This window comes from Asticcacaulis sp., from assembly GCF_027484505.1.
Classification (GTDB): Bacteria; Pseudomonadota; Alphaproteobacteria; order Caulobacterales; family Caulobacteraceae; genus Asticcacaulis.
In genome coordinates this window covers 1-6548 of sequence record NZ_JAIXSV010000056.1, presented here as the reverse complement: position 1 = coordinate 6548, position 6548 = coordinate 1, and the positions used below count along the sequence as shown (strand labels likewise).

Sequence of the window (6548 nt, the reverse complement as noted above, 5' to 3'; positions counted from 1 at the left end):
GGGGAATTATCGCCATCATTGTGCCAAGCCACGACAATCCCTTTTTCAAGGCCGAGGCCGACGGGGCGGCGGCCATGGCCAAGGAAATGGGCTATCAGCCGCTGGTGCTGGTGCATGAGGATGATGCAAACAAGCAATCGCAGCTTGTCGACAGCGCCATCGCCGCCGGTGCAAAAGCCATCATCCTGGATAATGCCGGGGCCGATGCATCGGTGGCGGCTGTTCGGCGCGCGCGCCAGGCGGGTATTCCGTCTTTCCTGATTGATCGTGAAATCACCACGACGGGTGTGGCCATTTCCCAGATCGTGTCCAACAATTATCAGGGCGCACAGTTGGGCGCAGCCGAGTTTGTGCGGCTGATGGGGGAGCAGGGGGCCTATGCCGAACTGCTGGGCAAAGAATCCGACACCAATGCGATGATCCGGTCGAAGGGTTATCACGACATCATCGACCAATATCCCGACCTGCACATGGTCGCACAGCAAACCGCCAACTGGTCCCAGCCCGAAGCCTATGCGGTCACCGAAACCATTCTTCAAGCCCATCCGGCGTTGAAGGGGGTGATCGCCGGCAACGACACAATGGCGCTGGGGGCGTGGGCGGCGCTGGAGGCGGCAGGGCGACGCGATGTGATCGTCGTCGGCTTTGACGGGTCGGACGATGTGCGTGACAGCATCCTGAAGGATGGGATCAAGGCGACCGTCCTGCAGCCCGCTTATCGTCAGGCGCAATTGGCCGTGAAGCAGGCGGATCGGTATCTGCGGACAGGGGCCACGGGGGCGGATGAGAAGCAGTTGATGGACTGTATCCTGATCACCCGCGCCAACGCCGCGCGGCTGCGCAATTTTGCTTTGATCGACCAATGATCCGCGAACCGGGATGGGCATGGGGCCGATGATGAATTTCAAGACCATGGTTGCCGTATCGGCGCTGATCCTGGTGACGCTGTCCGGCTGCAAGATTGTGCGGACGGGCAGTGCTGCCACTGATGGGGCGATACCGGCGGGTGAAGCCGGGGATGGGCCTAGGATCAATGCACTGTTGGACCGCACCTATGATCAGGAACTGCTGCCGTTGATCAAGGCAAAGGCCGTGGAGGCTGGTGACCTGCGGTCGGCCATCGCTGCCGGTCTGGATGCGGCGGGTGCTGCCTATGGCTATCGAGCCATCAGTGACGGTGTGGCCTGGAATTTTGCCGTGAAAGGCGACGGCGTGGTGGTGGCTGACAATCCCCAGGCGCGGGCACGCCGCCTGTCCATCGACATTAATGGTGATGGGGCTGCCGATTTGTCGGTGCAGCTTGGCCCTGTGGTCACAGGCACGGCCCTGCGCGATATCGCACCTTTCTATCGGTTCGGGGATTTCCGGGATCAGATCGAATTTGCCCGGCTGGGTCGGGCGTTGAACGACCGCGCCCTGTCGGGTCTGGCCCGGCCCGCCGACAGCTTGGTTGGGGCCAAACTCAGCTTTACCGGTGTTGCCGCAATCAGCACCGCCCGTGATGAACTGCTGGTGCTGCCGGTCACGCTGGAGGTGGTGCCATGACCCATCATCCTGTCGGCCTGTCGATCAGGGGTGGCATAAAGGTCTATCCAGGCACACGCGCCCTGAAGGGCGTTGATTTTGATCTGCGCATGGGGGCCGTCAATGTCCTGGTCGGGGAGAACGGGGCCGGCAAATCCACCCTGATGAAGGTGATCGCGGGGGTGGAGCCGCTGACCGAGGGCCGCATCCTGATGGATGGGCGGGAATGCGTGTTCCGGTCCAAGGAAGATGCGGTGCGTGTCGGCATCGGCATCGTGTTTCAGGAACTGAACCTGTTCCCCAATCTGACCGTTGCCGAAAACATCTTCATTGGGCGGGAGCCGACGCGTGTCGGCATCGACATTGACAGAAAGGCGCAATCCGATGCCGCCGCCGCCCTGATGGCGCGGCTGGAACAGGATATCCACCCCGACACGCCGGTGGAATATCTGCGGGTGGGCCAGCAGCAGATTGTCGAGATTGCCAAGGCGCTGGCCCAGGATGCGCGCATCCTCATCCTGGACGAGCCGACATCGGCCCTGTCCGCCGCCGAGGTGGAGGTTCTGTTCCGGCTGATTGACGATCTGAAGGCTCAAGGGGTGGGGATTGTCTATATCTCTCACCGCTTGGATGAACTGATCCGTGTGGGCGATTACATCACGGTCCTGCGCGACGGGGTGATCACTGGTGCCCAATCAATGCAGGGGGTCGATATCCCCTGGATCGTGCGGGCCATGATCGGGGACAAGGGCAAGGAGTTTCCCCGGACAGCGCCTGCCAATTTTGGCCCTGAACTGTTTCGGGTCGAGAATGTCAGCTTGCCCCGTTCCGGTGGTGGCTATGTCGTGGACCATGTGTCCCTGTCCCTGCGGGAAGGGGAGATACTGGGCCTGTATGGTCTGATGGGGGCCGGACGGACAGAGTTACTCGAGTGCATCATGGCCCAGCATCCGGTCGCCAAGGGCCGCGTCTTCATCAAGGGAGAGCCCGTTCGTTCCAAGGACGTCACCGGTCGCATCGCGCAGGGTTTGGCCCTGATCCCGGAGGATCGCAAGCGCGATGGTCTGGTGCAGATCATGGCGATCCGGGAGAATCTGACCTTGTCATCGCTGGGGCTGTTCACACGGCTCTGGCACCTCAGCCTGCGGGAAGAGGCGGCGATGGCCGCATCCTTTGTGAAGCGTCTGGCCATCAAAATCGCCAACCCGGAAAACCCGGTCTCGTCCCTGTCCGGTGGTAATCAGCAGAAGGTGGTGATTGGCAAGGCGCTGATGACCGACCCGAAGGTGCTGTTGATGGATGAACCCAGCCGCGGCATTGATATCGGGGCAAAGGCCGAAGTGTTCCGCACCATGCGCGACCTAGCGGCCCAGGGTCTGGGCATCCTGTTCGTCACCTCCGATCTGGAAGAGGTGATGGCGCTTTCCGACCGTATTCTTGTCATGGCCAATGGCCGCATCCAGGGGGAGTTCCCCGGCGGCACCGATGCCGCGACCATCGTCGCGGCGGCCACACCCAATTCCAACAAGGATCACGCCGCATGACCGCGATCCCCTCCATCCGCCGACCCGGCAATCTTCAGGCTTGGTTGCTGCTGGCCCTGCAGGCGCGGACCTTTCTGGCCCTGGTGCTGGTGTTCAGCTATTTCGCCCTGGCGGTGCCGAATTTTCTGTCGGCGGCCAATCTGGTGATTGTCACCAAACATGTTGCCTTGAATGCCTTTCTGGCGATCGGCATGACCTTTGTGATCATCACGCGCGGCATTGATCTGTCTGTCGGTTCCACGGTGGGCCTGTCGGCCATGGTGGCAGGCTGGTTGGTCCTGAACGGGGTCGATACGGGCCTGGGCTGGACCATTTATTTCAATACGTTTGAGATCGCCATCCTCACCTGTCTGGTGGGGGTGGCGGTGGGGGCCCTCAATGGCTGGCTGATCACCAGGGCCGGGGTCGCCCCTTTCATCGCCACGCTGGGAACCCTTTATGTGGCACGCGGGGCCGCCCTGCTGGCCTCCGACGGGGCCACATTCCCTAACCTGACGGGCCGGGCCGAGTATGGAACCGACAGTTTCGGCTGGATCGGGGCGGGGACCATCCTGGGTTTGCCATTCCTGATCTGGCTTCTGATCATCGTGGTGGCGCTGGCGGCCTATGTCGCGCGGCGGACGCCGTTGGGTCGCCATATTTACGCCGTGGGCGGCAATGAACGCGGTGCGGCGCTGTCGGGCGTGAAGGTTGGGCGGGTGCAGATGGCCGTCTATATCTTCTCTGGCTTTTGCGCCGCTTTGGTCGGCCTGATCATCGCCAGTCAATTGCAGGCTGCCCACCCGGCAACAGGCGAAACGTTTGAGATGAATGCCATCGCGGCGGCGGTGCTGGGCGGCACCTCGATGTCCGGGGGCAGGGGGCGCATCATCGGCACTGTCATTGGCGCCTTTGTCATTGGCATCCTGTCAGACGGTTTGGTGATGATGGGCGTGTCCAGTTTCTGGCAGACAGTGATCAAGGGCGTTGTGATCATTGCCGCCGTGGTGATCGACCAGGCACAAGGCCGCCTGCAGGCCCGTGTCGCGTTGGCACAGGAGGCGACGGCCAGTCGGCGATAGGCTTCAGGGATGGTGCTTGCATAATCCGCGACTGACCAACGATACTCGAAACCTCAACAATCGAGCTGGCTTATCATCGTGACACGGAATGCTGTTTCCCCACGCGAGGACATGAAGGCGGGGCTGCTGTCCGAACCGCGTCGTCGTCGCATCCTGGAATGGATTCAGGAGGAGGGGGCGGCCCGCGTACGGGACTTGGCTGTCGCGTTCGGGGTTTCTGAGGCGACCATTCGACAGGATCTGGAGCGGTTGGAGCAAGAAGGCCATATCACGCGCGAGCATGGTGGTGCCTTCTTGAACACCGTGCCGGTGCAGGTCAGCGCGCTGACCCTGCATCATCAGGAGAATATGGAGAAGAAGCGCAAGATCGGTGCCTTTGCTGCCTCGCTGGTTCAGGATGGGGAAACCATTATCCTGGATGCAGGCACCACGACCACGGAAATAGCCCTGCGCCTGACCAGCCGTCGTGACCTCACCGTCATCACCAATGCGTTGAATATCGCCCTGATCCTGGGTGCGACGCCGGGCAATGCTGTCCATATGCCTGGTGGGCAGTTCAAGGCCCCGACATTGTCGCTGTCAGGCGACAAGTCGGTCGAATATTTCCGCAATATATTTGCGGGCAAGCTTTTCCTTGCTACGGCGGGTGTGGCGTTGGAAGCCGGGCTGACCTATCCATCCTTTGCCGATCTTCAGTTGAAAGAGGCCATGATAAAGGCAGCAAGCCACGTTTATCTTGTGGCGGACTCAACGAAGATCAACAAATCCAGCTTTACCCGTTTGGGCTCGTTGGATGTGATTAACTCTTTCATCACTGACAGTGACATCACGGACGCCGATGCGGAAGCCTTTCGCCGGCGCGGGGTGGAGGTCATCATCGCAAATTGACTGAACGGGAGATGGCCCAATCGCCTCTTTGTAACTGAAAATGATAGCGCTAACAGTTTAACTTGAAAGGAACTTCCATGCGCCGGTCGGTGATAACCTTGATCATGGGCCTTGTGCTGATTGGCACGCCTGGAGGCATCGTCAGGTCGGCCATGGCCGCAGAGAAGCTATCGGACAGGCCGCAGCGCATGATTGTGCTGTCGGACATGGGTGCCGACCCCGACGACACGCAAAGCATGGTCCGCCTGTTCCTTTACGCCAATGAGATTGAGATCAGGGGGCTCGTGGCCACCACGTCGGTGTGGAAACAATCCGACCCGGCCCCACAATTGATTGAGGCTGTGCTGAATGCTTATGGCGCGGTGCAGCCTAACCTGCTGCTCCATGACCCGCGCTATCCATCTTTGGCCAGCTTGCAGGGCGTGGTCCGGCGTGGTGCCGCTGACTATGGCATGAAGGGGGTGGGCGCAGGCAAGGATAGTCCGGGATCCGACCTGATCCTCCAGGAGTTGCGCCGGCCGGATGACCGCCCGCTCTGGGTGACAGCATGGGGCGGTGCCAATACCTTGGCACAGGCCCTGTTCACGTTGCGCGCGACGGTGACGACCGCTGAGCTTTCACGGCTTCTGTCACGGCTTCGCGTTCACACCATCTCTGACCAGGATGATGCAGGTCCCTGGATACGGCAGAACTTTCCCGACCTGTTCTACATTGTCGCTCCCGGCGGGGATTATGGCGCATCTACCTGGATCGCCATCAACTCCGTCATTCCGGGGATCGACAATAGCCGGATCAGCAATGGTTGGTTGGCGCAACATATTCAGCAAGACCATGGCCCTCTAGGGGCCGCCTATCCCGACGTGGCGTGGGGGATGGAGGGGGACACCCCGTCCTGGCTCAACCTGATCCCGAATGGCCTTAACGATCCCGAACGGCCCGACTGGGGTGGGTGGGGTGGCCGCTACAGGCTGACGACACCCAAAATCGCCATCGACCAGAAGGTCACCTTCATCGATGGTAAGCCGATCCCCCAGGAAACGCGCCCCATCTGGACTAACGCCGATGACAGTTATACCCCGTTTGTAAAGGCGGACTATGGCCGTGCCATGAAACCAGGCGATACGGTGTTCAGCGACGCGAAGGTAACGCTTTGGCGGTGGCGCGATGACTTCCAGAATGATTTCGCCGCTCGTATGGATTGGACGGTGAAGCCCGTTGCCGCATCCAACCACCCCCCGCGCCCCGCCCTTTCGCACCCGGACCGCTTCACCGTGAAATCGGGCCAGGGTTTTGGCCTGGACGCCGGCGGCACCACTGATCCCGATGGTGACAGCCTTAGTTATCTCTGGTTCACCTATCCAGAGGCGGGAACCTTCAAGGGTAAGATCGACATCAGCGCTGAAAACGCCATCGGCGTCTGGGTCAAGGCCCCTATTGTCGACGCGCCGCAGACCATCCATTTCATCTTGCGGGTTTCGGATAAGGGTACACCGTCACTCACGCGTTACCGCCGCATCATCGTCACGGTTAG

General features: G+C 60.8%; 6 protein-coding genes. All 6 read left to right on the top strand.

Annotation, left to right across the window (positions count from 1 at the left end; genetic code table 11):
- The coding region (locus Q0072_RS02660; RefSeq protein WP_298325347.1) for a D-ribose ABC transporter substrate-binding protein at nt 1–866 on the top strand (866 nt) is incomplete at its 5' end.
- Between the two features lie 28 nt (nt 867–894).
- A complete protein-coding gene (locus Q0072_RS02655; protein ID WP_298325345.1) occupies nt 895–1545 on the top strand; it encodes a DUF2291 family protein in 651 nt (216 codons plus the stop codon).
- Nucleotides 1542–3068 (top strand): sugar ABC transporter ATP-binding protein, encoded by a 1527-nt coding sequence (locus Q0072_RS02650; protein ID WP_298325343.1) that lies wholly within the window; start codon nt 1542–1544, stop codon nt 3066–3068. The genes Q0072_RS02655 and Q0072_RS02650 overlap by 4 nt, the downstream gene beginning before the upstream one ends.
- Nucleotides 3065–4129, top strand: coding sequence for an ABC transporter permease (locus Q0072_RS02645; protein ID WP_298325341.1), 1065 nt, complete (start codon nt 3065–3067; stop codon nt 4127–4129). Before Q0072_RS02650 ends, Q0072_RS02645 begins: the two co-directional genes overlap by 4 nt.
- Before the next feature lie 111 nt (nt 4130–4240).
- Entirely contained in the window at nt 4241–5017 is a 777-nt protein-coding gene (locus tag Q0072_RS02640; RefSeq protein ID WP_298325338.1) for a DeoR/GlpR family DNA-binding transcription regulator, read from the top strand.
- A 77-nt stretch (nt 5018–5094) separates the two neighbouring features.
- The coding region (locus tag Q0072_RS02635; protein WP_298325335.1) for a nucleoside hydrolase-like domain-containing protein at nt 5095–6548 on the top strand (1454 nt) is incomplete at its 3' end.

Bases quoted from the DNA above. Each gene is read 5' to 3' on its own strand.
- Q0072_RS02655 (WP_298325345.1), top strand. From the start codon at position 895: ATGATGAATTTCAAGACCATGGTTGCCGTATCGGCGCTGATCCTGGTG.
- Q0072_RS02650 (WP_298325343.1), top strand. From the start codon at position 1,542: ATGACCCATCATCCTGTCGGCCTGTCGATCAGGGGTGGCATAAAGGTC.
- Q0072_RS02645 (WP_298325341.1), top strand. From the start codon at position 3,065: ATGACCGCGATCCCCTCCATCCGCCGACCCGGCAATCTTCAGGCTTGG.
- Q0072_RS02640 (WP_298325338.1), top strand. From the start codon at position 4,241: ATGAAGGCGGGGCTGCTGTCCGAACCGCGTCGTCGTCGCATCCTGGAA.